Here is a 24,115-nt window from a genome sequence, read left to right on the forward strand (position 1 = left end):
CGTGCCAGCGCAGGACCTGTGTCCCGCGCAGCGTGAAGCGTAGGGCACGAGGCCCTTGCGACAGAAAACGAAAGGATCCTGTTCCGCTAGCCGCGTTCCAGGTTGTCACGAGCCAATAACAGAACTACGCTTACCTATTTTGGTGCCAGCCGCTCAGCCCTGGGCGCCAGCCACGACTCCCGCCATGGTCAGGGCTGCTGAGGCCGCCTCGTAGCCCTTGTCCTCACGTGATCCGGGCAGTCCCGCACGATCCAGGCCCTGCTCCTGCGTGTCACAGGTAAGCACCCCGAAGCCGATCGGCGTGCGCTCGTCGAGAGCCACCCTCGTCAGCCCCTGGACCGCGGCCTGGCAGACGTAGTCGAAGTGAGGGGTACCACCGCGTACCACCACGCCCAGCGCCACCACCGCGTCACTGGCGGCACAGACCGCCTGAGCGGCCACGGGCAGCTCAAAGGTCCCGGGGACCCGCACCACCCGCGCCACGGCACCCGCGTCGGCCACCGCCCGCAGCGCCCCGTTGAGGAGGCCGCCCATGATCGTGTCGTGCCAGCTCGCCGCCACGACCGTCACGACCACGGGCGAGCCGTCATCACGCCTTCCGTGGCTCGCGTCCAGCCTGCCCTCAGGTGCCCCAGATCCTGCCATTGCCGCTCCTTAGTCTCGCTGTCTCTCTAGGTCACGCTTGTCCGTCACCGGTTGTCTGCCGACGACATCGACCCCGCTGCCGACCTGGCGTCGGCCGTCTGCTGCGTCCCTGCCGACGACCGCGCTACCCCACTGTCCTGCCGCCTGGTCGTGCCGCCCGACGATCCCCGGCCCAGGTGGGTCAGGTGGTGGTGCATGCGGTCACGCTTGGTTCGCAGGTAGCGCAGCGACTCGGGGTGGGCTCCCACCTCGATCGGCTCACGTCCCACCACCTCGATCCCCTCGGCCTCCAGGGCTGAGACCTTAGAGGGGTTGTTGGTGAGCAGACGCACACGGGTCAGCCCCAGCGACCGCAGGATATCGGCTGCCGTGCTGTAGGTCCGCGCGTCAACCGGAAGCCCCAGGACCTCGTTAGCCTCAACCGTGTCCGCGCCGTTGTCCTGCTCGTGGTAAGCCCGCATCTTGTTGACCAGGCCGATCCCCCGCCCCTCATGGTCACGCAGGTAGATCACCGCCCCACCCTGCTCCTGGACCATCTCCAGGGCGCGGTCCAGCTGGCGGCCACAGTCACAGCGCCGGGAGCCCATGACGTCTCCGGTCAGGCACTCTGAGTGCACACGCACCAGCGGCACCGAGCCCGGCTCCGTCACGGGTGCGGTCAGGCTGAGATGCTCCGAGGAGCCGGTCCCCCAGGCGACTGCGGTGAAGACGCCGTGCTCTGTCGGCAGCCTGACAGGAGGTGCTGTGAGGGGTGCCCGGCCACCCGGGGCCCGGGCACCCCTCACACCACCCTGCGCCTCCCCGATCCCGCGGGCCGGGGCACCAGCCTCTTCCACGTCCCCGACAGCCCTGCGGTACTCCTGAAGACGGGCGATGGAGACCACGGCTAGGTCGTGCTCGTCCGCGAAGGCGCGCAGCGCCGCAGCACGCATGAGGGAGCCGTCGTCGTTGACGAGCTCGCCGATGGCCGCCACCTCCTCCAGCCCCGCCAGGCGGCACAGGTCCACGGCAGCCTCGGTGTGCCCGGCACGCTCCAGGACGCCGCCGGCCCGCGCGACAAGGGGCAGGACGTGGCCGGGCCTGATGAGGGCCTCCGGCCCCGTCCGGGTGTCCAGCAGGGCACGTACCGTCAGGCACCGGTCGTGGGCACTGATACCGGTAGTCGTACCGGCCCGCGCGTCGCAGCTGACGGTGTAGGCCGTGCCACGAGGGTCCTCACCGTCCTCGACCATGACAGGTAGTCGCATCACCCTGGCCCGCTCAGCGGTCAGCGGGGCGCAGATGAGTCCCGAGGTGTAGCGCACGAGCATGCCCATGGTCTCAGGGGTTGCCCGCTGGGCGGCAAGGACGAGGTCGCCCTCGTTCTCACGGGCCTCGTCGTCTACCACGACGACGGGCCGCCCCTGGGACAGCTGCGACAGTACCCGCTCCATGCTGCTGTCCACAACGCCTGCCATGTCGCCCTCCACGTCGCCGAGGTCCTGCCGCTTACTGTGCTCCCCGCCGTGGTCCCGGCTACGCTCCTCGCTCACCGCTGCACCCCCTGCACCTGAAGCATCCGCTGAAGGTACTTGGCCAGGACATCGGTCTCGATGTTGACACGGTCACCGCTCTGGAGCCCGCCCAGCCTGGTGGCCTCCAAGGTCGCCGGCACGAGGCCGACCTCGAACCATGGTTGCTGGGCACCCGCAGGGCTGACAGCAGTCACCGTCAGAGACACACCGTCAACGGCGACGGCTCCCTTCTCCGCCACCTGGTCCTCAATCCGGGCAGGCATGCTCACCCGCAGCCGCGTCCACGCCCCCTGCGGGGCGATCTCCGCCACCGCCCCCGTGGCGTCGACGTGCCCCTGGACCACGTGCCCGTCAAGACGTGCCCCGGCAGGCAGGCACCGCTCCAGGTTGACGACGTCGCCGGGACGCAGTGCCCCCAGGGTGGTACGCACCAGGGTCTCCTCCATCAGGTCGGCGCGAAAGACGTCGGCACGGCCGGTGGCTGACGTCTGGCCGGTGTCGGCCAGGGCGGTCAGGCACGCGCCGTTGACGGCCAGGGACCCCCCGGTCTCCAGGTCGGCCGCTAGCCCGTGGGTGTCGATGACAAGACGAGTCACCCCCGCCGTGTGGTCGGGGACGAGGTCCAGGACAGTCCCCTGGCCCGTCACGATTCCTGTGAACACGAGGCTCTCCCTCCTTAGGCTCCTTGCTTGGCTCGTTGATCTCGGCTCGCACGCTGCGGGCCGCACACCGCCCAGCCCGCCCCCTCCTACAGCACGCGCCTGCACAGAGGCTCGACCTGGCACGCTGAAGAAGCGCCTAGGCGGGCACGGACGGGACAGCGGGGGCAGGCGGGACCCGCTCGACCGGGGAGAGCTCCAGGAGCACGTCCTCTCCGAGCCTCACGGGCTCGCGGTCAAGCTCCAGCCTCCGCGCCTGGGTCAGTGTGGTGACGCCGAGGTCTGCCACCGAGGCCGCGCCCGCACCCAGGAGCAGCGGCGCCTGGTAGACGACGAGGGAGTCAACCAGGTCCTGAGCGAGGAAGGCCGTGGTCACGCGGGCACCACCCTCCACCAGCAGGTGGCGCACCCCCTGCCCGGCCAGCTGGGCGAGGGCCTCATGAGGGTCGCGGGTCCTCAGGTGGCACCACCGGCCTGAGCGCAAGGCGGCACCAGGAGGCACCTCGGTGGTACCCATGACGACTCTCAGCGGCTGGTCCGGCAGGTCGCGCCCCTGGGGGTCCCTGGCGCTTAGTCGAGGATCGTCGGCCAGCAGCGTGCCGGTCCCCACCAGGACGGCGTCGCAGCGGGCGCGCAGCTGGTGGGCGTGGGCGCGGGCCTGGACGCCCGTGATCCACTGGGAGGTGGCGTCGACCGCCGCCGTACGCCCGTCAAGGCTCTGGGCAACCTTGGCCGTGACGAACGGGCGGTCCTGCGCCACCGCGCGCAGCCACCGGTGGTTAAGGCTGGCCGCCTCCCGGGCGAGCAGCCCGCTCACGACACTGAGCCCGCAGCGGCGCAGGGCCTGGGCACCTCCACGGGCCCGTGGAGTGGGGTCCTCGGTGGCGTAGACGACCCGGCGCACCCCCGCCTCCAGGATGGCCTGCGTGCACGGCCCGGTACGGCCGTGGTGGTGGCAGGGCTCAAGAGTGACGACGACAGTGGCACGACTGAGATCGGTACCCGCCCGACGGGCCTGGGCCAGCGCCTCCACCTCGGCATGGGGCGCTCCGGCGCCGCGGTGCCACCCCAGGGCCGCCACACGGCCCTCGGCAAGGACGGCTGCCCCGACCAGGGGGTTCGCACCGCGCTGACCGGTACGGGCGGCGTCCAGGGCGGCCCGCATGGCCTCCTCCTCAGCAGGAGTCCACGCAGCCTGTGAGGAGGACGAGGTCGTCGCTACGTCCATGATCTCCCTTACCGCCGTGACTGGTCCGCGGAAACGGGAGGACACAACGGGGCCGTACGCGCCTGGCACCGGTGCCAGCTGGCACTACGTCAGGCATCCCCTCCAGGCACGCCCACTCAGGACCACCTGTCAGCACCACCTGGCGCCAGGAGGCACAGTCCGACCCCACCATGCTCCTCCCATCCAGACTGTGACTGTCGGTTCTGGAATCTCACCAGATCGGCCGACGTGACTACTCCACGTCGGGTCGCGGACTATGACCGCCGGTACGGAATTGCGCCGTCCCCGGAACATGACGGCCCTAGTATGGCACGAACCCCAACGCCACCAATGTAATATATGCCACGTTGAGGATGCTGACGGAGACTAGGCGTCTGGAAGACCTCTCCGAAGACGGCAACCCGGTCAGCAGGCGCAGCGCACCGGCGCGGGCAGGGAGAAGACACGCTCCTCCCGGCCCGCGCACGTCAGCCAGCCCACCGCCAGACAGGTGCGGCGGCTCAGGGACCGCCCACGACCTAGGTCAGGCAGCGGCCGACTCCTGCTCAGAGGCCTGGCTGTCCTGGACGCCGCGCCGCCTCAGGGTCGCGCGCGCGGACTCGACGAGAAGAACGAAGCCGGCGCCCATCTGGATGCAGTCCTTGATCACCAGCCGCCCCCGTCCCGACAGATAGGGGAACCCGAGGTCGGAGTCCGCCAGGCCCTCAGCAGGGGCCGACACCCAGGTCTCCGGAGTGGTGATAATGAAGGACAAGGTGATGACAGAGAACCCGATGACACCGAGCGCACCGAGCATACCTAGCTCCGGCCGGATCCAGTGCGCCGCGACAAGCAGGCCGATGGCGACAATCGTGACACCGATGAAAATTGAGACCGGGTAGGTTGAGTTGGCCTCGTGCCAGGCCCGGTTGGCCTCGTTAAGGACGCCCTCGGCGTTCATGTGCGGCTTGTAGCCGTCAGGGTCACCGATCATCCAGCGCATGAAGGGGGAGTTGGCGATAAAGGGAATGATTCCGTCAGCCTCGTAGCGGAACCACTTCAGGCCGCCGATCCACACGAAGACGATAACGACGCCGATACGCAGCAGCGTCAGGGACAGGCGCTCCAGGGAGACGAATCGGCGCGCGACCGACTCAATGAGACCGGAGCCGGCGGCAGTACTAGCGGTCATCAGGCAACTCTTTCTGTCGTCGAAATGTCTCACAAAAGACTCAGGGCCGCTCACGGGAACCCGAGCCCGTGAGCGGCCCTCATGGTAGGGCGGGAGAGCATGGAGCGCTAACCTGGGCGAGGTGAGGGCCAACACAGTGCACACCGTTTCTGCCTGCACCTGTTCTTCAGGGCACATTTCCCGTTGACACCTCCGCGAAACATTTCTCTGTCGACCCCGACATTGCGCGTAAAAAGCATCCTCTGCACAAAAGCACACCCTGCCACGACGTCGGTGGAAACATGACCGCGCCAGCGCGCCCCGCGCCCTGGTCGAAACCGCCCTCCCGCAAGCTACCTGCCCCCGCCCCCACCGTGCGGGAGCCAGCAGGCAGACCGCCCAACCAGTAGTACCAACCAGTAGTAACGTAGCGACCCGGGTCCCGACGAGACCGGGGCACCGCCCAGGACCACTAACCCCACAAACCGACCTCCACAAGGAGCCCCCTTGCCCAGCCACCCGCCCAGCCATGCCGCAGCCCCTGAGCCCCCGGCCCGCCCCACCCCCCAGCGCCCGACCTCCCTGGTCGGCAACCTCCTGCGCGGAGCCCTCATCGGCACCGCAGAGACTGTCCCCGGGGTCTCCGGGGGAACCGTCGCCCTGGTCGTAGGCATCTACTCCGAGCTGATCGGCTCCGCCTCCGAGCTGATCTCCGCCCTGCGGGTGCTGGTGACCGGACCGCAGCGCGGCGCGCGCGCCAGGGCGCACCTGGCGGCAGTCAGCTGGCGGGTGCTGCTGCCGGTAGGCCTGGGAATGGCCGCTGCAGTGGTGCTGGTCGCCGGTCCGATGGCTCACGCCGTCGAGCACCATCCCGAGCAGATGCGTGGCCTGTTCCTGGGTATGGTCCTGGCCTCGGTGGTCGTGCCGGTGCGGATGGTCCTACAGGCACCGGAGAGGTCCCCCCTGGCGGCCGGGTCCCCGGCCCGCCGCTTACAGTGGCGCCACCTCCTGGCAGGTGCCGCAGCAGCGGTGGTGACGTGGCTGCTGGTCTCCATGAGCCCCGCCCAGGCCCAGCCCAACCCACCGGTCATCGTCCTGGCAGCCGCTGTCGCCGTCTCCGCGCTGGTGCTGCCCGGCCTGTCCGGCTCCTTCCTGCTGCTCACCGTGGGCCTGTATCAGCCCACGCTGCGCGCCGTCGCAGACCGCGACCTGGGCTACCTGGCCCTGTTCGTCGTCGGCGCGGCCCTGGGGCTGGCCCTGGTGGTCAAGGTCCTCCAGTGGCTGCTCACCCACCACCAGACGATGACCCTGTCGGCGCTGGCAGGCCTCATGGTCGGCGGCACCCGGGCACTGTGGCCGTGGCGCGACGAGGCCAACCACCTGCTCAGCCCTGGCAACAACGCCGGGCCGGTGCTTCTCCTGGGGGTTGCGGGGTTCGTCGTGGTCACGCTGGTGGTGATGGCCGACGGCCTCGTTGCCCGCCGCGCCGCACGGGAGCAGGCAGCACGTCTGGCGGCAGCAGAACACTTCTGACCTATCACACCCCACCTCACCCCTGTTGAGATATGTTACGATTCTTAATCGGGGCAGGTGCGCTCTTTCCAGATACGTGTCACATCTACAAGGGTGCTGACGCCACAGATCCTCACCGCAGAGTACGTATCCCAGAGGTCCTCATGCCCGCTATGCCCAGCACCGCACTCCTCGACATGGACCAGGGCGCACTTGAGCGCGTCGGCGCCTCCATGCAGGCCGACATCGACGCTGGCCGCCACTACGACGGAGCGGTGCTCTACGTCCGCGGCTCCGACCAGCACGACCACCTCACCCCGGCTGGGCTGACCGCCTCCCCACAGGCGCTGGCCGCAGTGGGCGGGGCCTCAACCGGCCTGCTCTACGACCCGGACCGCGACCTCACCGTCATCATCCTCACTGCGGGCTTCATCGAGGGTCTGGACCATATGCGTCGGCTCCAGCAGCTCAATGACCTGGCCCTGGCGGCCGTCAACGGCTAAGGACCGCCCATGGGTGAGACTGCCGCGCCCCGGGACGCGGACCACGAGCCAGGCGGCTGCGAGGTCGCGGCCCGCTGGGCGCCGTCCGGCACCGAGGACGCCCGCTCCTGGCTGACCGCGCTCGTGACACGCACCGAGGCGGTTGACGAGGCATCCGACACCGCGTCCCGGCACTTGGCGCTCCAGGAGCTGGTCGCCCAGCTGCGCACCCTCACCAGCCAGGAACGGCACCACCCGCTCATGACGGACGACCAGGTGGTCACCTGCCTGGTCCAGGCCATCCGCCACGCCGTCAGACTCACTGAGCCCGGGCTCGCCGTGGGGCTGGCCGAGGCTGTCACGGTAGTGGCCCAGGATCTGGGACCAAGCCACCCTCACACCCTGACTGCCCGTTTCGCCCTGGCCGACGCCTACCGGGCCGCAGGACACGTGCAGCAGGCAGTTACCCTGAGCGAGCAGGTCGTGGAGGGCAGCGTGCAATTGCTGGGGCCGGATGACCCGAGCACTCTTACGGCGCGCGCCTGCCTGGCCAGCGCCTACCGGGCCGCTGGTCGCACAGGGCTGGCGGTCCGGACGTACGAGGACCTAGCCGTCGACGCGGCCCGGCTTCTCGGCCCCTCCCACCCCGACGCGCTGTCCGCGCGCAACAACCTGGCCCAAGCCTACGAGTCGGCTGGCGATACGCAACGGGCACTCGCCCTGTATGACAACCTGGTCCGTGACGCCGGGCAAGTACTAGGCCCGCAGCATCCCTACCTCGCCGTCTTCCTGCGCAACCGGGAGCGCGCCAGAAACCGCGGCAACACGGAGGACGGGGACGAGGAGACGAGCACGGAAGCGGGCAGAGACGCGTAGAAGGCGGCCTGGAAGGGGGTGTCTCATCCTCTTGACGGGACCACCCTTGCCACCCGGCGCCGAGGGGGCAGCCCGTTACCCGGGATCCACCACCTGCACCACCGCCCGAGGCCCCGTCTACGGTGATGTGGGCGCCCTCGGAGATCCTGGTGGTGGCTCCCGCGACCCCGAGCACAGCCGGGATGGCGTACTCGCGAGCCACGGTAGCGGCGTGGGAGAGCCTTCCGCCGCTCTCGGCAACCACTGCGGCGGCGCGAGCGAACAACGGGGTCCACGCCGGGTCGGTGGTCTGGCACACCAGGACGTCGCCAGGCCGCAGATGTGCAAAGCCTGTCGGCCCGGTGACCACCCGGGCCGCGCCCACGGCTGTCCCGGGGCTGGCGGCCACGCCGACCAGCACGGTACCCGCCTCCTCCAGAACCTCACCCTGGCGGCGGCCGAACTCTGCTCGCTGCTGGTTCCAGATCGCATCGGCCCGGAACCGGGCCCCCACTCGGGCACGCAAGAGCCGCTCGGCATCAACATCTCCCCGTGCAGCCAGGCCTCCAGCTCGTCCATCCTCAGGTAGACCACCTGCCAGGGGTCGTCAACCAGACCCGCCTCGCACAGCCGCCGTCCCGTCTCCAGGGCCAGACCCCGGGCCGCCGCGCCGAGCTGCTCGAACTCGACGACAGAGGCCTCCCGCATGACGTGCCCGGCACGGTAGTCGGCCGCGAGCCGGGCAAAGCGGCCTCGCAGGGGCCGGGGCAGCCTGCTGGACACCTCCACGACCAGGCGGTCGTGGGCCGTCTCCCTGTTGACAACGAGGTCCTCGTGCCCGCCGGAATCCTCCTGGCGGCCTCTCACACCCTCCTCATGGGAGGTGGTCCCGGAGCCTGGCCCCAGACCAGCACCCAGGACGGCGTTGTCGACGCCAGGACCGCCTCAGGGGGCGGCAGTCGTGATGGGCCGAGCCTGCAGCAGCCACAGCCCCCCTCGCCACCGCCCACTCGATGTCCACAGGGTGGCCCTCGTAGGTCTCCACGCGTCGGGCCAGCGCAGCAACCTGCCTCACCTGGGCGCCGGTGAGGGAGAACCGCTGGCGCTCGCGGGTGCTTGTGTCCCGGGTGCGGGCACCACCCGTGGGAGCCAGGTCGGTGCGAGTGCGCTTGTCCCCTAGTCTGCGCGACACCATGGTCACACTGCTGTGGGGGGCGGCGACAGCCCTACCCTCGAGCGCGCCCGCACACTGACCGGCGAGCGGTCCAACCGCGCCGACCCGCACCACCAAGACGTCATCGCCACCGCAGCCACTGACGACAACGCCCCTCGACGATATAATCGCTCATATATAAGCGAGGAGAGACTAACGACCGAAGGAGAACCGCCGTGGCAGTGACCAGCGTTGACCTCGACCCGCGGCTTATCGAGCGCGCCCGCACACTGACCGGCGAGCGGTCCAACCGCGCCGTCCTCGACCTGGCACTGCGACGGCTCATCGCCTCCAAGCAGAAAGGCGCGATGATCGACGGCATCGCGGAGCTCCACGACCTGCCCGAGGGCCTGGACTCCCCAGTGGTGCGTCCCGGCACGTCCCACGACCGACCGTGACCGACTACCTGGTTGACAACTCGATCTGGGCACGGCTGGCGACTGGCGACCCAGGCGTCAGCGCCAGGCTGCGCCGCATTGAGCGGACTCCTTCTGACCTTCTCGTCACCTGCCCTCCGCAGGTGCTCGAGTTCTGTCACAGCGCTCGGACCCCTCAGGAGCACACCCGCTACCGCGAGCTCATCTCTCTGGGCTTCCCCCTGGAGCGCGCGCCAGACGAGTCGCTGGCGCTCGACATCCAGGGCGCGCTGTGGAACTCAGGCCTGGTCCGTTGCGCTGGCGCGCTCGACATCCTCATCGCCGCCTACGCCATCGTCAATGACGCGACGGTCCTGACAGCCGACCACGACTTCGACTACATCGCCCAGGTCAGCGACCTGATGCATGAGTACGTCGCGCCAACAGTATGAGTCGATCCCACCGCACCGTGCCCCGCTACTCCCAGCGGGTGGCGCAGGCCTCCAGGTGCTCGGCGTAGCGGGCCAGGTCGGCCTCAACCTGGGGGTTCTTGTAGACGTCGAGGACCGCGAACTCCGGCAGCACGGTGTAGCCGCAGAACCGGTAGGTGGCCGTGATGTCAGCCAGCGCGTCAGCGAGGCTGCGCCCCTGGAACACCGGGTTGGAGTCGTTGTCAAAGGCATCCGCAGGGGCGTTCCAGGTCGAGGAGACCATGAAGGCACGGCCCTGCATGTTCCCCCCGGATCCGTACGGGATACTCGGGTCCTTGCGGGTGCGCCCGTCCCCGGACAGGAGCGTCCCGGCACCAAGGGCGACATTGAAGACCTCGTCCACGTACTTCTTCCAGGTCCACGGGGCAGAGAACCAGTTGACCGGGGTCTGGAGGATCACCAGATCCGCCTCCCGGTGCTTGCGCTCCTCCTCCTGCGGGTCATAGCCCTTGTCAACCACCGTCTCCACCACGTGGCCCCCGCGCTCCTGGAAGAAGCGCCGCGCGACCTCCTGGAGGGAGGCGTTCAGCCCTCCCTCCGACCACCCCGGGTAGCGGTGGTGGGTGTTAATCAGCAGGACCTTCACGATGCGACCTCTCGACAGACAACCCGACGTCGAGGCAGACGCTAGCACACGACCACTCCCGTGCCCTCCAGCCCACACCAGCCTACGGGGCGGAGGTGCACAGCACCGGACCAGTTCCGTACATGAGCCGCCACGAGATGGCGTGGCGCGCAGGAAACGCACGGGGACAACCGTGCCGACGCTCCGAAGCCGCCCCTTGCAATTCGGAGAGCGCCTCCGTATGGTGCCTGCTACCCGAATAAATGCGGGTGCATCGCGGGCGGCCCCGCGACACGTCATCGCCTGAAGACCTCAGACCAGCCCTCGCAGACAGGAGCAGACATGCGCATCGGAGTCATCGGAACCGGACACATCGGCAGGACCCTCGCCCAGCGGTTCAGCGAGCACGGGCACGAGGTCAAAGCGGCCAACTCCCGCGGCCCTGAGACGATTCCCCCCGAGGTGACCGAGGCAGGAGCACACCCGGTAACCGTCGCTGAGGCGGTTCAAGACGTTGATGTCCTCGTCCTGTCCGTGCCGCTGAGCGCCGTCCCGGCCCTCGCCCCGGTGGTGTCCAGCCTCCCGGAGGCAGCCACACTCATTGACACCTCGAACTACTACCCGCAGCGCGACGGACAGGACCTCCTCCCTCCCAACCAGGTGGAGAGCGAGTGGGTCGCCTCCCAGCTAGGCCGCCCAGTGGTCAAGGCCTGGAACTGCATCGGCTCAGGCTCCCTGGCTCACAAGGGCCTGCCCTCCGGCTCCCCCGGCCGCATCGCCCTTCCTGTGGCGGCAGACCGCCCCCAGGACCGCGAGCGGGCTACAGCCCTCATGGAGGACAGCGGCTTCGACGCCTACGACGCCGGCCCGATCTCGCAGTCGTGGCGCCAGCAGCCAGGCAACCCCTGCTACTGCACCGACCTCACCCTGGGTGAGCTGCCTGCAGCCCTGGAGGCTGCCGACGCCGAGCGCGCTCCCAGGCGCAGGGACCTCGCCGTTGCCGTGATCCGGGAGAGGATGGGCGACCCCAGGACAAACCCCGACCCGGACTGGGCTATCCGGCTGTCCCGTCTCATCTACCAGTAAGACCCCGGCTGCGCGACAGGTGTCTCAGGCGCCCTCATCCGCAGGCAGAGGACCGAGGAGGAGCTGGGCGGCGAAGGCCACGAAGCCGGTAACGACGAGCATCTCGCCGCCGTCCTCGACCAGCATGAGCGTATCAGCGGCCGCCGAGGTAGGGGGAAACAGCGAGTGCAGCAGGTCTACGCCGACCCCGAACAGGGCCAGCAGCACAAGCAGGCACGCCATCACCCGGTAGATCCACCGCGTCAGAGGCGACCCGCGCCTGTAGCCCGCCCACAGGACTACACCCACCACGACAGCCGCGAGGGCGTAGACGCCCAGCTCCCCGACGTCCTGTGCCCGCTCACCCATCGCAGGGGGAAACATGCTCCGGACATAGGCCCCTGCCCTCTCGTGGCCCTGGAACAGGTCGTCCAGGAAGAAGCCGACAAACACAGGGACCCACAGCAGCAGCGCCCACAGCCGCCTCACAGCCACCACGCAGCACAGCAGGACCACGACCAGGACATACTTCAGGCCCTGAAAGATTTCCGCGTAGCTCTGGTCCACGTTGATATAGAGCATCCGGTTGCCGGGAAACCAGAACGCCGCGGCGACGTGCAGGAGCACGAACCCCACGTCGAAGCAGACCAAGACGCCGCCCAGGGCTGCTGCCACGTGGCTGCCGCCCAACTGCCAGGAGAGGAACTTACAAGTCCGGGAGACAGACCTAGTATCGCGTAAAGCCATCTCGCTCCGCCCTCTCCATATTTCCTACGACGCGCTAGGGACGGGAGCTACTCTACCCAGACTCCCAGACCACTGCTATCTGCCCAGAGTGATCGGTCATGACCGTCTGCACCCGGAGCCACCACGTCCAGTCCTGCAAGACCGGGCCGCCGCAGCGAGCCCACGGTCCTGGTGAGGACGGCGTCAGCGTCGGGCCTGACAACGGCCTCACGAATGTCGCTGAAGACCAGGGCAGACCAGTGTGGACAAGGGCTTGTCAAGCCGCTCACCAAGGGCAGCTCCTCAGGCTGGCCCACCAGCAGCGCGCCAAGAGCGAAGGTGTCGGCTTAGACGACCGCGACTGGACTTGTCTCGGTGTCCGCCCGGGCGCTCAACCGCACCCGCCACAGGTATCACGCAGCTCCGCCCGGCCACGGCAGAAGGTCCTGAGTCCTCGGCTACGCGGCCCTGACTACCCGGTGTGCCGCAGCCCAGGTAGCCCGACCGGGGCCGCTCTCACAGGTCTCACAGGTAGTGGGCGCGCAGGTCCTCCGGGGTCCTCGCGGACAGGTCGGCAAGTGTCACGTCGAAGACGGTACGCGCCCCAGCCTCCCCACGCGCTGCCATCCTCGTGGCCGCACGCCCCATGGCGGCGACCACGGAGCCGGTGAACTCCGGGTTCGAGCCCAGCCGGAGGTCAAATCCCACGCTCGCCGCGACTCCCTCAGAGGTGGTGCCGCGACGTACAACGGTGCCGCCGTGGGGGATACCGCTGTGCTCGGCAGCCATCTCCTCGGCGGTGACAAAGGTGACGGTGGTGTCGTAGTCGGCGAAGTAGTTGGGCATCTCCACGATCTCCCGCTCGATACGGGCCAGATCAGCACCGTCTTGGGCCACGACGTAGCAGTCGCGCCGGTGCATGGAGCGGGTCGTCAGCTCTACCTGCCTGCCCGCCCTGACCGCGGCGAGGGTCTCCTCCACCGGCAGGGTGTACTGCCGGGCATCAAGAACCCCGTCGATACGGCGTAGGGCGTCAGAGTGCCCCTGGGAGACGCCGGGACCCCAGAAGGTCGTCGTCGCCCCTTCAGGCAGGACCGCCTCCCCCAGGACACGCAGCATGGAGAACAGGCCGGGGTCCCAGCCGGTGGAGATAAGCGCCAAGTTGCCTGCCTGCCTGGCGGCGGCGTCCACGGAGGCGAAGTACTCAGGGATACGGGCGTGGGTGTCGAAGGAGTCCACCGTGGTGAAAAGGGCTGCCGTTGCTGGCCCCTGCTGGTCCAGGTCGGTGGCGGACCCCCCGCAGTTGAGGCAGACGTCGACCTTGTCCGCCCAGCGGGGCATGTCGTCGACGTGGGCCACCGGGGCGCCCTGGGTGGGGACAGAGCCCGGGTCGCGCCGGGTGAAGACGACGACCAGCTCCATGTCGTCGTTCCTGGAGACCGCCTGTTCGGCGCCCCGCCCGAGGTTGCCGTACCCGTTGACCGCGACCCTGATCATGCGTCCTCCTGCTGTGCTCTGCGTTCTCTCACGCCTGTGCTCGGCGCGCTGGCGACTCACGATCCTAGGGACGCACAGCTGCCATCGTGTGACAGCCTCATGTGACGTTGCTGCAGCGCACCACCGTGCGGCCCTCAGCCAGGCTCAGAGGCCCTGCACCGCGCGGAACGGGGTCCAGGCACATGTCTGACATACGTAGTACAGGGTGCATGAGCATGATCACCAAGCGTGACCTCAATCAGCACACTGCTGCCGTGCTCGACCGTGTGGACGACGCCCACGACGTCGTCGTGACCGAGCGAGGCAGGCCACGCTGGCGGGTCAGCGCGGTACAGGACCCCGACACCTCCCTGGCACGCCTGGAGCGGGAGGGACGCTACACCCCTCCCGCCCCAGACCCGGCACCATGGCCGCAACGCCCTGGCGGTCCGCAGTACACCGAGGAGGAGGCAGAGGCCCTGCTCCGCGAGCTGCGCGGGGACTGCTAACGTGCCTGCGGTCCTCATCTACCTCGACTCCTCGGTGGCACTGCACGCGATCCTGGACGTCCCCGGACGTGAGCGGCTGCAGGTGTGGATGAGTACCTGCGGAGCGACCTTTCTCGCCTCCCGGCTGCTACGCACCGAGGTCGTGCGCGTCCTACGGCGCGTTGGCAGGCCGCCCAGCGACGCCGCACCGCTCCTGGACCGTGTCGGCCTGCTTGAGATCACCCGCGAGACCCACACCGTAGCCGAGTCCATCGAGCGGCACGTCAAGACGCTCGACGCCTTGCACCTTGCGACAGCGCTCCTGGTCGGGGAACCGGTCACGACGGCCACGCACGACCCGACGATGAAACTCGTCGCCGAGCACCTGGGCCTGCCCGCCATCGACCCCGTCGGGCAGCAGGTGTGACGCGGCGAGTATCGTCCGCACCGTCGTCGTCCCGGGCCGCCCCGTGCCCGCGATCACCCGAGAGAGGCCCCGCTCCGTGTACCTGCTGCTGCTCGCCGTCATCTACCTGGCTTTCGTCAGCCTCGGGCTGCCTGACTCCCTGGTGGGGTCCGGCTGGCCTGTCATGCACGGGGACCTCGGCGTCCCGACCTCCTTCGCCGGAGGTGTCACCATCATTATCTCGATCGGCACGATCGTGTCCTCCCTGTCCTCGGAACGGCTGACCCGGCGCCTTGGCGCAGGCGTGGTGACGGCGGTGAGCGTGGCGGCCACGGCAGCTGCCCTGCTGGGGTTCTCCACCGCTACACAGTTCTGGCAGGTGTGCCTGTGGGCGCTCCCCTACGGCCTGGGAGCGGGCGCCGTGGACGCGGCACTGAACAACTACGTGGCGCTCCACTACAGCGCGCGGCACATGAACTGGCTGCACAGCTTCTGGGGGGTGGGGGCCTCGATCAGCCCGTTCGTCATGAGCCTGGCGCTGTCCACCGAGGCTGGCTGGCCAGCCGCCTACCGCTCCATCGGCCTTCTTCAGGTAGGACTGGCCGTCGTGCTGGCTACCAGTCTGCCGCTGTGGCGGCGCGTGGCGACGATGGGTCCTGACCAGCCGACGGAGGAGCCCACCGTCAGCAGCAGCACTAACAGCACCGACAGTACCGGCGACCACGTCTCGCTGCTGACAGCGCTGCGCATCCCCGGGGTCCCCTGCGTCCTGCTCGCCTTCTTCGCCTACTGCGCCTTCGAGCAGACGGCCATGCTGTGGGGCGCCACCTTCTTCGTCTCCGACCGCGGCTTCGAGGCCTCCTCGGCCGCGTCCTTCGGCGCCCTGTTCATCCTGGGGCTAACCGCGGGCCGATTCCTGTGCGGCTTCTTCGCTGACCGCATCGGGGACCGGACGCTCATCCGTGGGGGCTTCGCACTGGGAGCCGTGGGGGCCGCAGTGGTAGCGCTGCCACTGGGACCCGCCTCCTTTGCCGGGTTCGTCCTGGCTGGCGTGGGCGCGGCCCCGGTGTACCCGGCGATCATCCACTCCACCCCGGCGAACTTCGGGCACCGCAGCTCCCAGACGGTCATCGGCATCCAGATGGCTGCGGCCTACACGGGGTCGACGATCATGCCCCCGCTCTTCGGGATAGTCGCCGGCTGGACGGGCCTGTGGCTGCTGCCCGCCTACCTGCTGGCACTGGCCCTGCTGGGCCTGGTCATGAGCGAGAGGCTCAACCGCGTGACACGGCCCCAGGGCTGACGCGTCCGCCCCAGGGTCCCAGTCCGCACCCATCCGTACCCAGGCGACAAGAACGTCATAGGACACCATGGCACCGTGTTGCCTATGAACTTTTTGTCGCCTGGAGCCTCGATCGTGCCAGCATGACGTGCAGCAACTGCCGCACTACCCGTACACCGATAAACTTATCAGTCGCCCCGCTCCCCGATAAACTTATCACCATGAGGTCTCCGCTCGACTCGCCGTTCAGCCCCGGCTCCGACACGGTGCCCCAGGTGTGGGCCGGCCGCACCTCCCAACTCGGTGACTGGCGTGACGTCCTGCGCCCACGCCGCGTGGCCGGCATCCACGAGCGGGGCCGCACGGTCCTCGGGGAGGCAGGCTCGGGCAAGTCCTCGCTCGTACGCCGGATCGCCCGCGAGGCCCGGGAGACCGGGGACTGGGTGACGCCGCAGCTGCGCATCCCCTCCGGGACGGACCCCCTCAAGAGGGTGGCCACCGCGCTCCTGGACCTCTCCTCGCAGGCAGGCCTGGCTGCCGCCCGGGAGCGGCGCATCGCCGACCTCCTGGGCAGGGTGGAGACAGTCGCCGCCTCCGGAGTCTCGCTGTCCGTGCGCGCGCAGGACGGTCCGGAGCCCTACACCGCCCTGACCGACCTCCTGGTGGAGATCGGGCGTGCGGCGATCCAGCACCGCGACGTCATGGTGGTCGTCCACGTTGACGAGGTACAGAACATCACTGACGAGAACGCGCGGTCCCAGCTGCTCACCGCCCTGGGGGACGCGCTCACCTACGAGGAGACCGTCAGTGTGCCCGGCGGCTGGCAGGTGGAGCGCGGACTGCCGATGGCTGTCTACCTCACGGGCCTAGCAGAGTTCGCGGACATGGCAGGTGCCCGTACAGGCGCCACCTTCGCGCGCCGATTCCGCACCACACCCTGGACGCCATTGACGACGACGCCCTCATGGCCGCGCTCCAGCCCTTCGTCACCGAGGGCTGGCCACTGGCCAGCGGGAGAGGCGGCACCGAGAGGGTGTACATGGAGCCCGCCGCGCAGCGCGCCGTCGTCGAGCTGGCTTGCGGGGAACCCTTCCTCTTCCAACTCGCCGGGGAGCGCGCCTGGTACGCGGGCACCGACAACCTCATCACCGCTGACCACGTGCGGGCCGGATGGCGCGACGCCGCCCCTGAGGCCGAGGCGCACGTACGACGCATCCTGGACCGCCTCCCCGAACGTGAGAGGCACTTCATCGAGACCATGGCCGGGCTCACGCCGCAGGAGCGCAGCCTGACCACCATCGCCCGGGCCATGGGCTACCGGCGGACCACCGATGCGGGCCCCACGGCGCAGCGCCTGGACCTCACCCGCGGGATTATCCGGCGTGGCAGGCACTACCGCTTCCACCACCGCGCTATCGAGGCCTACCTCACCTCGCAGTGGCCCTGGTAGGAGCCGGAGCCACCTCTTCGGCAGCCCCTGCGGGAACGACGGAGTCCGCGTCGACACGGTGCCCCCGGGAGCAGGACAGCCCCGCCGTAACGGGGCTCCCGCAGCCGAGGTGGACCGGGGTCGACAGGACCTCAGACACCTTAGGAAGATGCCTGAGCCCCCACTGCTGCAGTGCCGCCAGCACGACCACGAGATCACGACCCTTGGCAGTGAGCACGTAGGCTGACCGCGCCCTGCGCCCTGGGTCCCGGTAGGGCGCAACAGCCAGGACACCGTGCTCGACGAGCTTTCTGAGGCGCGCCGACAGAATGGCACGAGGGCACCCCAGGCTCTCCTCCAGGTCGTTGAACCGGCATATGCCCCGGTGAATATCGCGCAGGATGAGCAGGGTCCACTTCTCACCCACAAGCGCCAGGGTACCCGCGATAGGGCACGAGGACTGGGCTCCAGGAGCGGCCACAGGCACCTCCTTAGAACTGACGACGTCCTGGCTGCTGCGCGGTAACGAGGGTGGGCGTGGGAGGAGACGCAAGCATGCCAGGCCTCACGGCCCAGCCGTCAGACGCATCCACGCCCAGCGCACTCCCGGCTGGCGAGGCCCAGGAGCCTGAGTCTGTTTCTGAGACTCAGGGAGGTTAGCACGTAGCAGGTCGTCGTATCACAGCTGCGTCACAGCCTGTTACGAGAGGGGCGCAGGTCGGCGCGCAAGCGGCGTCGCAATTGACAACCCAGGCAGGACTATCTAGGTTCAGTTTACGTACTTAGATATCCAGGCAGCACCCGCCAGGGAGCTCGATCGGCACCCAGCACGGACAGGAGCGCATACAACAATGAAGGCATACGCCCTCACGTCCTACCGCGACGGCGGGACGCTTGAGTGGCTGGACGTGCCCAGGCCGACGGCCGGGGCCGACCAGGTAGTTGTCGAGGTCCGTGCAGCCGGCCTCAACCCGCTGGACCGCATGGTGGCTGCCGGGCAGTTCCGGCAGCTCATCCCCTACCGGCTGCCGCTGGTCCTGGGGCAGGAGCTCGCTGGCGTCGTCACCGAGGTCGGTCCCAAGGTCCACGACGTCGCGGTCGGCGACCGCGTCTTTGCCCGCCCCGACATCAACAGGATCGGCACCTTCACGGAAGCGATCGCGGTTGACGTCGCCGACACCGCCCCTATGCCAGCCGGACTCAGCTTTGCCGAGGCGGCCTCGCTACCACTGGTCCTGCTCACGGCCGTCCAGGCGTTCACCGAGAAGGCGCAGGTCAGGCCGGGGGACAAGGTCTTCGTCCAAGGCGGCACCGGCGGGCTCGGCTCGGTCGCCGTCCAGGTGGCCAAGCACCTGGGTGCGACGGTGGCGACAACGGTGAGCACCAGCAACGTCGAGCTGGCCCGCAGCCTCGGGGCGGACGTCGTGGTGGACTACCGCACCCAGCGCTACGAGGACCACGTCAAGGACTATGACGTCGTCCTCGACACCCTGGGCAGGGACGAGACCCTGCGCTCCATGAAGGTGCTGAGGTCTGGCGGCACCATGGTCTCGGTTGCCGGGGCACCTGACCCCGAGCTCGCCGCCCAGCTGGGCAGGCCCCTTCTGGGACCGGTTATGTGGCTGATGAGCCGCAGGGCACGACGGGCCGCCAGGGCGCAGGACGCTATGTACAGGTTCCTCTTCATGCGCGCTGACGGCAGCCAGCTGGCCCGGCTCACTCCCGCGATCGAGGCGGGCAGCATCAGGCCGCTGGTGGGCCACACCTTCGAGCTTGGTCAGCTGGAGCAGGCCATGGCCCTGCTAGCCTCCGGGAAGGCCAACCCGGGTAAGATCGTGGTGGAGGCCAAGCCGTGAGCACGCTCAGGCTCTTTGACGGCCCCTACGCCGACGCACCGGTCGAGCATGTCATAACCCCTGCGGGCACGTCCTTCGCCTACCGAGCGGTCGGCTCCGGGCACGCGACACCGCTGCTGCTCCTGGTCCACCTAGCCGCCACGCTGGACGGCTGGGACCCGTTGGTGGTTGACCAGTGCGCGCAGGACCGTCCGGTCATCGCGGTGGACTACCCCGGCATGGGTGGCTCCTCGGGAGCCGCGCCGACCACCGTCGCCGGGATGGCGGAGAGCGTCATCACCTTCCTGGACGCAGCCGGACTTGAGCAGGTGGATATCCTCGGACTCTCGCTCGGCGGGTTCGTCACCCAGCAACTGCTGCTGGCCCATCCGCACCGGTTTCGCAGGGCGGTACTGGCTGGCACCGGCCCAGCGGGAGGCAGGGGCATCACCAGGGTGCCGACCCTGACCTTCCAGGCCATGGCGAAGGCCGCCGCGACCCGGAAGGATCCGCGCCACTACCTGTTCTTCCCCCCAGCCGCCTGGGACAGGGCCGACGAGTTCCTGGAGCGCGTCTCCAGGTTCAGGCACCCTGACAGGCCCGCCCGGGTACCGGGCCTCCTGCGTCAGCTCGTGGCCGTCTACCGCTGGGGCCGACAGGCGCCGCAGGACCTGTCCGCGCTCACCCACCCGGCCCTCGTGGTCAATGGCGACCAGGACCTGATGGTGCCTAGCCCTAACACCATCGACCTGGGACACCGACTTCCCGCAGCCAGGCTCGAGGAGCTCTATCCCGGGGCCGGCCACGGCGCCGTCTTCCAGGAGCCTGGGATCTTCTCCTCCCAGGTCAGGGAGTTCCTGGGGTAGCACCCGCTCCTGGCACCTGTCGTCTTGTCCGCGTCTGGTTCCTGCCCACAAGGACGTACGGGACACGTAGATCGGGCAGCAGCACGGCACCGCTCAGCAGCACCCACGGCACCGGGGCCGCAGAGTCGGCCCGGCGGTCACAGCGCTGACATGCCCACAGCGCTCACAGCTCCTTGAAGTACCTGGCCACTGGCCATCGCGTGTAGCCCACCGCCTCGTAGGCAGCGCGCGCCGAGGCGTGGCCCGCGTCCCCGCCATAACCATGTGCATGCCAGCCTCACGGGCACGGCTGTGCGCGCGCTCCATCAGCGTCCGCCCGACCCCCTGGCGCTGGTAAGCGGGATCGACGCAGAGGATGTAGACCTCTCCCATGGAGTCCTCCGGGTGGATACGGGTACATACCCAGCCCGCAGGCTCCCCGCCCACCAGGGCGACGTCACAGGCCTGCGCCTCCTGGTCGAGCACCTGGGCCAGGTCCGAGCGCTGGCGCGCCTCCCAGCCCTGCGGCCAGAAGCTGTCGTACACGAAACGGGGGACGACCCCGGTAGCGATATCCCCGCTCATGGCCTCGAAAACCGGCGCCCAGGCGCGGATTGACAGGTCGAGCAGCTGGTCGCGCATGACGGGGTCGTAGGGGACCACGCGTGCCCCCGAGGCCTTCACACTTCTCACCCCGGAACGCTACCGCACCACGTCGTCGGCTCCTCGTCGGCTCCTCGCAGCCCGGCGAGGTGGAGCGCACCCCGACTTTACAGGTGTCAATGAACGGGTGGGGCAGCGCGAGACTCCACCTACCTCATCCTCCCGGGGACGCGGCCGCTGTGACCCGGCGAGCGTGCCCAGTGCCTGGCGGGACCACAGGGACGGCCCCGCACCCGCGTCTCTGCCAGCAGGCCGGGGAGGCGGCTAGCCTCAGCAGCATCCACCACATGACATGAGCACGACACAGGGGACAATGAGTTACCTGCCCGCAGACCACGACGAAAGGGACGGCATGATCGAGACTCTCAGGGCGCGGTTCGAGGCGCACCCGCACCGGCACGCGGGCCTCTCCTGGGACGACGTCGCCGCGCGCCTGGCCGAGCACCCTGAGACGCTGAGGGCGCTCAGAGGCATGGAAGAGACGGGAGGCGAGCCCGACGTCGTCGGCTACGACGCCGAGGGGGACGCCTTCCTCCTCTACGACTGCACAGCCGAGACGCCTGCGGGCCGACGCAGCCTGTGCCTCGACGAGGAGGCGCTGCGCTCGCGCAGGAGGAACCCGCCGCAGGGCAGCGCTGTGGGCCAGGCAGCCTCAATGGGCGTCGAGCTCATGGGCGAGACGGAGTACCGCCACCTCCAGAGCCTCGGGGAGTTCGACCTGAAGACCTCATCCTGGCTGGCCACTCCGGCAGACGTGCGCGCCCTGGGCGGGGCACTGTTCGGGGACCGACGCTTCGGCCGGGTCTTCGTCTACCACAACGGCGCGGAGTCCTACTACGGGGCGCGCGGCTGGCGCGGTGTCCTGCGGGTATAGCGGGGGTGGCGGCGGGGCACCAAGCGTCCACCTATGCCTGAAGTGATCCAAGCGGACCGGGGTAGAGAGGTGACGACACCAGTATGCTCGCCCGACCCCTGGACTTCCGAATACGTTCCGAACACCATGGAGGCATGACCGGCACGGCAGATGCTCCCACGCGTACCCGGCGCTCCTCGGACCTGAGCAGGTACTCTGCCGAAGCCGAGGACCACCCCGTCACGGTAACCCGTCGTGACGGTGAGGCGCTGGTTCTCATGTCGCAGCGCGAGGCCGAGGGCCGCGCACGACTGCTGGACCTCGCCGCACGGCTGATCACGGTGGTCCTGGAGGACACGGGCACGCTCGTCGAGCGCATGAGCCGGGCCTTCCCGTGGATGCTCGCACTGTCGCCGACAGACCGCGAGACCTGCGCGCAGGACCTGATCGACGCCGCGCGAGCCTCGTTGTCCACCAACCAGCCGCACCTGGCAGTCTCTGAGCTGACCTCGTGGAAGGAGACCGCCACAGCCGTTGCTGCGGGCCTGGGCCGCACTGACGTGGAGTGGCTGGATGAGGACAGCGGGCTCGAGCCCGTCGAGCGTCCCTGATCGTGGCGGCAGCCAAGAAGGGCGACCTGGCCCCTCGGCCTCCGAGGAAGGCCGAGTACGAACTCCGCTTCGCCACCGTAGAGGCCCGGAAGGACTGGAGCGCAGGGTATTCTTCAGCCAGTCATGCTGGGTGCGCTGTGCGCTCGTGCCTACTCGCCCCTGACAAAGACTCCGATGTCAGGTACCCTCCTGCCAGCCTGCGAGCAGACATCCCCGCACCCACACCTATACTAGACATCATACAGAACCCCATTCCTTTGCCGGCACCCCTCCTCCACCCGTCGCGACCACCGAAACAACTCCAGATAATTAGACACAAAATAAACATTACGCCCACAACGACCCATTGCGCACGGAGCACCCATGATAATCACCAAGGAAAGCGGCTTCGAGACCCATGGCCTCACCTCATCCCCCTCAAGGTCGTCCCGCCTCTATAGACCTCCACATAAGATAATAAAATTATGCTTAGAACTGACCCGCCCACCCCCGAGAAAGGCCATTAGCGGGGATACTCTTTCCCTAAACTTTGAACACCCGCCCAGACGATCGCGCCGACAGGGGTCGCCAGCAAACACCCAATCCCACCGCTAAATTCAGCTCCCGACCGACCATTCCTTTACCACAGCCCGATATTACCTGACAGAATCACGGATAACACCCAGACCGAGAAGAGAGAGAGAAGTGACTGAAAACAGATACGACCGTTTCGGCATTCAACGACCAAAGTTTATTGGGGACGAGCATTGGAACTGCATAGCCGTTGAGATGGATCGCCTGCGACGCTCTTTGAACGCCAATGACGACGCTCAGGTGCTGAGCGACATAAAATGCCTTGTTGAGGCGACAGCCAGAGTCGCACTCGACATCGCCGGGTTACCAACGATCCCAGGTCTTATGACAGCATGGTAAAACGCGCGCATGAGATTCTCGCTAAACAGCCAGGAAACGATCTTACCCGCGTCAACGACTTCGCACACATAGCATCACAGTCCTCAAAGATAGCACGGAAACTCGGCAATATCCGCAACCAGTTCGGCGGAGGCCATGGACGCGCCCACATGCCAGACATCCGCGACGAGATGGTCGACCTCGCCTTGGACGGCGGACTAATCTGGACTAGGTGGGCACTTCGCCGCCTTGGATTGTTTTCGGAAGGGCGCCCTAAAGACCTTATCCGTGACCTCGTTGAAGAGCCAGCGACCTTCCGTTCTGGAGATCTTCGGCGACGGCTGGAGGCCGCGAACCTGCCCGACCTCGAGCCGCACCATCAGCGGGAACTAGGTATCGCAGTTGGACAGCGGGTGATGCGCCAAACCTTTGTCGTGCGATGGGACGGACTCGATCCTTGCCTGGAGTCTGATGATCTCACAGTCTGGCCTGCCGACTATCGGATCGGACTGCTGCATGGGCTGTGGTTCGCTCCTGACGACCAGCCGACAATGACACCTTGGTTGCTCAGGAAGGGAATAGAGGTAATTGACCCCATACCTGACGCATCAGAAGAATTAGAGGAGCAAGTTAAGTTAGCATGCAGATCCACTCAGTTCTTTCCGCCTGACACCGATCTGAAAGATAGAGAAGGAACTGTCAAGTGGCTTGAAAACCATATTACCGACCGCCCGGCCAGCGAGCGCCCTGCCCTTACTCTGATGTTGCAGTACCTGACGGACGCCCCTCCTCCAGTTGTTCCTCACAATTAAGTGAGGGAACCCTCTTTTTGGCGCAAATTGCTGAGTGTTTTCGGCCAACTATATTTGGGCAGG

25 protein-coding genes, 2 pseudogenes and 1 riboswitch are annotated in these 24,115 nt (G+C 68.1%); of the genes and pseudogenes, 15 read left to right on the plus strand and 12 right to left on the minus strand.

The window, feature by feature from the left end; genetic code table 11:
• Positions 1-153: 153 nt before the first annotated feature.
• The 5 genes from ribH to D4740_RS10300 form a co-directional block, all read right to left on the minus strand.
• Positions 154-645 carry a 6,7-dimethyl-8-ribityllumazine synthase gene (gene ribH, locus D4740_RS10280; protein WP_119836854.1) on the minus strand — a complete coding sequence of 164 codons (492 nt, stop codon included), beginning with the start codon at positions 643-645 and terminating at the stop codon, positions 154-156.
• 44 nt (positions 646-689) lie between these two features.
• On the minus strand, positions 690-2,177 hold the full coding sequence (ribA, locus tag D4740_RS10285; RefSeq protein WP_243106729.1) for a GTP cyclohydrolase II: 1,488 nt from the start codon (positions 2,175-2,177) through the stop codon (positions 690-692).
• Positions 2,174-2,821, minus strand: a complete 648-nt coding sequence (locus tag D4740_RS10290; protein ID WP_119836855.1) for a riboflavin synthase — start codon at positions 2,819-2,821, stop codon at positions 2,174-2,176. The genes ribA and D4740_RS10290 overlap by 4 nt, the downstream gene beginning before the upstream one ends.
• 136 nt (positions 2,822-2,957) lie before the next feature.
• Complete coding sequence (gene ribD / locus D4740_RS10295; RefSeq protein ID WP_220475040.1) at positions 2,958-4,046, minus strand: bifunctional diaminohydroxyphosphoribosylaminopyrimidine deaminase/5-amino-6-(5-phosphoribosylamino)uracil reductase RibD; 1,089 nt, start codon at positions 4,044-4,046, stop codon at positions 2,958-2,960.
• Positions 4,047-4,213: 167 nt separating this feature from the next.
• A riboswitch (FMN riboswitch) is annotated at positions 4,214-4,343 on the minus strand.
• A 226-nt stretch (positions 4,344-4,569) separates the two neighbouring features.
• Positions 4,570-5,217 carry a DUF417 family protein gene (locus D4740_RS10300; protein ID WP_119836856.1) on the minus strand — a complete coding sequence of 216 codons (648 nt, stop codon included), beginning with the start codon at positions 5,215-5,217 and terminating at the stop codon, positions 4,570-4,572.
• A 486-nt stretch (positions 5,218-5,703) separates the two neighbouring features.
• Here D4740_RS10300 and D4740_RS10305 point away from each other — a divergent pair, with 486 nt between their 5' ends.
• The 3 genes from D4740_RS10305 to D4740_RS10315 all read left to right on the plus strand — a co-directional run bounded on the left by D4740_RS10305 (position 5,704) and on the right by D4740_RS10315 (position 8,066).
• Positions 5,704-6,729, plus strand: coding sequence for a DUF368 domain-containing protein (locus tag D4740_RS10305; RefSeq protein ID WP_119836857.1), 1,026 nt, complete (start codon positions 5,704-5,706; stop codon positions 6,727-6,729).
• Between the two features lie 152 nt (positions 6,730-6,881).
• Positions 6,882-7,211 (plus strand): hypothetical protein, encoded by a 330-nt coding sequence (locus D4740_RS10310; RefSeq protein WP_119836858.1) that lies wholly within the window; start codon positions 6,882-6,884, stop codon positions 7,209-7,211.
• Positions 7,212-7,220: 9 nt separating this feature from the next.
• Entirely contained in the window at positions 7,221-8,066 is an 846-nt protein-coding gene (locus tag D4740_RS10315; protein WP_119836859.1) for a tetratricopeptide repeat protein, read from the plus strand.
• Positions 8,067-8,181: 115 nt separating this feature from the next.
• On the opposite strand, the pseudogene D4740_RS13560 reads toward D4740_RS10315, so the two are convergent.
• Positions 8,182-8,559, minus strand: a pseudogene (locus D4740_RS13560) (PEP-utilizing enzyme); the annotation flags it as partial.
• Between the two features lie 360 nt (positions 8,560-8,919).
• The gene (locus D4740_RS10325; protein ID WP_310732082.1) at positions 8,920-9,333 is read right to left on the minus strand and encodes a PEP/pyruvate-binding domain-containing protein; all 414 of its coding nucleotides are present in this window, start codon (positions 9,331-9,333) and stop codon (positions 8,920-8,922) included.
• 101 nt (positions 9,334-9,434) lie between these two features.
• On the opposite strand from D4740_RS10325, the gene D4740_RS10330 reads away from it, so the two are divergent.
• The gene (locus tag D4740_RS10330; RefSeq protein WP_119836861.1) at positions 9,435-9,656 is read left to right on the plus strand and encodes a type II toxin-antitoxin system VapB family antitoxin; all 222 of its coding nucleotides are present in this window, start codon (positions 9,435-9,437) and stop codon (positions 9,654-9,656) included.
• A complete protein-coding gene (locus D4740_RS10335) occupies positions 9,653-10,066 on the plus strand; it encodes a PIN domain-containing protein (RefSeq protein WP_119836862.1) in 414 nt (137 codons plus the stop codon). Before D4740_RS10330 ends, D4740_RS10335 begins: the two co-directional genes overlap by 4 nt.
• A 25-nt stretch (positions 10,067-10,091) precedes the next feature.
• On the opposite strand, the gene D4740_RS10340 is transcribed toward D4740_RS10335, so the two are convergent.
• A complete protein-coding gene (locus D4740_RS10340; RefSeq protein ID WP_119836863.1) occupies positions 10,092-10,691 on the minus strand; it encodes an NAD(P)H-dependent oxidoreductase in 600 nt (199 codons plus the stop codon).
• Positions 10,692-10,973: 282 nt separating this feature from the next.
• On the opposite strand from D4740_RS10340, the gene D4740_RS10345 reads away from it, so the two are divergent.
• Entirely contained in the window at positions 10,974-11,756 is a 783-nt protein-coding gene (locus tag D4740_RS10345) for an NADPH-dependent F420 reductase (RefSeq protein WP_259390807.1), read from the plus strand.
• 24 nt (positions 11,757-11,780) lie between these two features.
• On the opposite strand, the gene D4740_RS10350 is transcribed toward D4740_RS10345, so the two are convergent.
• Both D4740_RS10350 and D4740_RS10355 read right to left on the minus strand, forming a co-directional pair.
• Positions 11,781-12,482, minus strand: a complete 702-nt coding sequence (locus D4740_RS10350; RefSeq protein WP_147392904.1) for a hypothetical protein — start codon at positions 12,480-12,482, stop codon at positions 11,781-11,783.
• A 504-nt stretch (positions 12,483-12,986) separates the two neighbouring features.
• On the minus strand, positions 12,987-13,958 hold the full coding sequence (locus D4740_RS10355) for a diaminopimelate dehydrogenase (protein WP_119836866.1): 972 nt from the start codon (positions 13,956-13,958) through the stop codon (positions 12,987-12,989).
• 215 nt (positions 13,959-14,173) lie between these two features.
• On the opposite strand from D4740_RS10355, the gene D4740_RS10360 reads away from it, so the two are divergent.
• The 4 genes and pseudogenes from D4740_RS10360 to D4740_RS10375 all read left to right on the plus strand — a co-directional run bounded on the left by D4740_RS10360 (position 14,174) and on the right by D4740_RS10375 (position 17,563).
• On the plus strand, positions 14,174-14,446 hold the full coding sequence (locus D4740_RS10360) for a type II toxin-antitoxin system Phd/YefM family antitoxin (RefSeq protein ID WP_220475041.1): 273 nt from the start codon (positions 14,174-14,176) through the stop codon (positions 14,444-14,446).
• 1 nt (position 14,447) lies between these two features.
• Positions 14,448-14,852: a PIN domain-containing protein gene (locus D4740_RS10365; protein ID WP_119836868.1), complete on the plus strand. Its 405-nt coding sequence runs from the start codon at positions 14,448-14,450 to the stop codon at positions 14,850-14,852.
• Between the two features lie 43 nt (positions 14,853-14,895).
• The gene (locus D4740_RS10370) at positions 14,896-16,134 is read left to right on the plus strand and encodes a sugar MFS transporter (RefSeq protein ID WP_259390794.1); all 1,239 of its coding nucleotides are present in this window, start codon (positions 14,896-14,898) and stop codon (positions 16,132-16,134) included.
• A gap of 200 nt (positions 16,135-16,334) precedes the next feature.
• A pseudogene (locus D4740_RS10375) lies at positions 16,335-17,563 on the plus strand (AAA family ATPase).
• Here D4740_RS10375 and D4740_RS10380 read toward each other — a convergent pair.
• Positions 17,541-18,023, minus strand: a complete 483-nt coding sequence (locus tag D4740_RS10380) for a helix-turn-helix domain-containing protein (RefSeq protein WP_220475042.1) — start codon at positions 18,021-18,023, stop codon at positions 17,541-17,543. The pseudogene D4740_RS10375 and the gene D4740_RS10380 overlap by 23 nt on opposite strands.
• Before the next feature lie 370 nt (positions 18,024-18,393).
• Between D4740_RS10380 and D4740_RS10385 the strand changes: the two genes are divergently transcribed.
• Positions 18,394-19,398, plus strand: coding sequence for an NADP-dependent oxidoreductase (locus tag D4740_RS10385; protein ID WP_119836870.1), 1,005 nt, complete (start codon positions 18,394-18,396; stop codon positions 19,396-19,398).
• On the plus strand, positions 19,395-20,243 hold the full coding sequence (locus D4740_RS10390) for an alpha/beta fold hydrolase (RefSeq protein WP_119836871.1): 849 nt from the start codon (positions 19,395-19,397) through the stop codon (positions 20,241-20,243). Before D4740_RS10385 ends, D4740_RS10390 begins: the two co-directional genes overlap by 4 nt.
• 93 nt (positions 20,244-20,336) lie before the next feature.
• Here the strand turns inward: D4740_RS10390 and D4740_RS10395 are convergent, their stop codons facing one another.
• A complete protein-coding gene (locus D4740_RS10395) occupies positions 20,337-20,915 on the minus strand; it encodes a GNAT family N-acetyltransferase (protein ID WP_259390797.1) in 579 nt (192 codons plus the stop codon).
• 262 nt (positions 20,916-21,177) lie between these two features.
• Here D4740_RS10395 and D4740_RS10400 point away from each other — a divergent pair, with 262 nt between their 5' ends.
• From D4740_RS10400 to D4740_RS10415, 3 genes are all read left to right on the plus strand, one after another.
• On the plus strand, positions 21,178-21,759 hold the full coding sequence (locus D4740_RS10400; protein WP_220475043.1) for a DUF4256 domain-containing protein: 582 nt from the start codon (positions 21,178-21,180) through the stop codon (positions 21,757-21,759).
• Positions 21,760-21,893: 134 nt separating this feature from the next.
• Positions 21,894-22,349 (plus strand): prevent-host-death protein, encoded by a 456-nt coding sequence (locus tag D4740_RS10405; RefSeq protein ID WP_119836873.1) that lies wholly within the window; start codon positions 21,894-21,896, stop codon positions 22,347-22,349.
• Between the two features lie 905 nt (positions 22,350-23,254).
• A complete protein-coding gene (locus D4740_RS10415; protein ID WP_119836875.1) occupies positions 23,255-24,052 on the plus strand; it encodes an abortive infection family protein in 798 nt (265 codons plus the stop codon).
• Positions 24,053-24,115 lie beyond the last annotated feature (63 nt).

The organism is Actinomyces sp. 2119, from assembly GCF_003591215.1.
In the GTDB taxonomy this organism is placed as follows: Bacteria; Actinomycetota; Actinomycetes; order Actinomycetales; family Actinomycetaceae; genus Actinomyces; species Actinomyces lilanjuaniae.